The organism is Achromobacter sp. NPDC058515 (assembly GCF_042721735.1).
Lineage (GTDB): Bacteria > Pseudomonadota > Gammaproteobacteria > Burkholderiales > Burkholderiaceae_B > Achromobacter.
Map to the genome: position 1 here is coordinate 1 of NZ_JBHXNI010000035.1, position 1,263 is coordinate 1,263.

A 1,263-nucleotide genomic window follows, 5' to 3' on the forward strand; every position below is an offset into this window, starting at 1 on the left:
GTGCTGGAACGTTAAGGGGACCGGTTAGCTACATTTCGGTGTGGCGAAGCTGAGAACTTAAGCGCCAGTAAACGGCGGTGGTAACTATAACCATCCTAAGGTAGCGAAATTCCTTGTCGGGTAAGTTCCGACCTGCACGAATGGCGTAACGACTTCTCGACTGTCTCAACCATAGGCCCGGTGAAATTGCACTACGAGTAAAGATGCTCGTTTCGCGCAGCAGGACGGAAAGACCCCGGGACCTTTACTACAGTTTGATATTGGTGTTCGGTTCGGCTTGTGTAGGATAGCTGGGAGACTTTGAAGCGGCCACGCCAGTGGTTGTGGAGTCGTCGTTGAAATACCACTCTGGTCGTGCTGGATGTCTAACCTGGGTCCGTGATCCGGATCAGGGACAGTGTCTGGTGGGTAGTTTAACTGGGGCGGTTGCCTCCTAAAGTGTAACGGAGGCGCCCAAAGGTTCCCTCAGAATGGTTGGAAATCATTCGTAGAGTGCAAAGGCATAAGGGAGCTTGACTGCGAGACCTACAAGTCGAGCAGGGACGAAAGTCGGGCTTAGTGATCCGGTGGTTCCGCATGGAAGGGCCATCGCTCAACGGATAAAAGCTACCCCGGGGATAACAGGCTTATCTCCCCCAAGAGTCCACATCGACGGGGAGGTTTGGCACCTCGATGTCGGCTCGTCGCATCCTGGGGCTGGAGTCGGTCCCAAGGGTTGGGCTGTTCGCCCATTAAAGCGGTACGCGAGCTGGGTTCAGAACGTCGTGAGACAGTTCGGTCCCTATCCGCTGTGGGCGTAGGAATTTTGAGAAGGGCTGTCCCTAGTACGAGAGGACCGGGACGGACGAACCTCTGGTGTACCAGTTGTTCTGCCAAGGGCATGGCTGGTTGGCTACGTTCGGGAGGGATAACCGCTGAAAGCATCTAAGCGGGAAGCCTGCTTCGAGATGAGTATTCCCACCTCCTTGAGAGGGTAAGGCTCCCAGTAGACGACTGGGTTGATAGGCCGGATATGGAAGCCCTGTAACGGGTGGAGGTGACCGGTACTAATAGGCCGAGGGCTTGTCCTCAGTTGCTCGCGTCCACTGTGTTAGTTCTGAAACCACGAACAGCCCCGTATAGGTCACATACGGTGCGGCATGAAGTTCGACAGTTTCATAGTGTTTCGGTGGTCATAGCGTGAGGGAAACGCCCGGTTACATTCCGAACCCGGAAGCTAAGCCTTACAGCGCCGATGGTACTGCAGGGGGGACCCTGTGGGAG

2 rRNA genes are annotated in these 1,263 nt (G+C 55.3%); both read left to right on the top strand.

Annotated features, from left to right (window positions below):
* Nucleotides 1–1,070, top strand: a 23S ribosomal RNA gene (locus tag ACFWP0_RS29565); the annotation flags it as partial.
* Nucleotides 1,071–1,164: 94 nt separating this feature from the next.
* A 5S ribosomal RNA gene (gene rrf, locus ACFWP0_RS29570) occupies nucleotides 1,165–1,263 on the top strand; the annotation flags it as partial.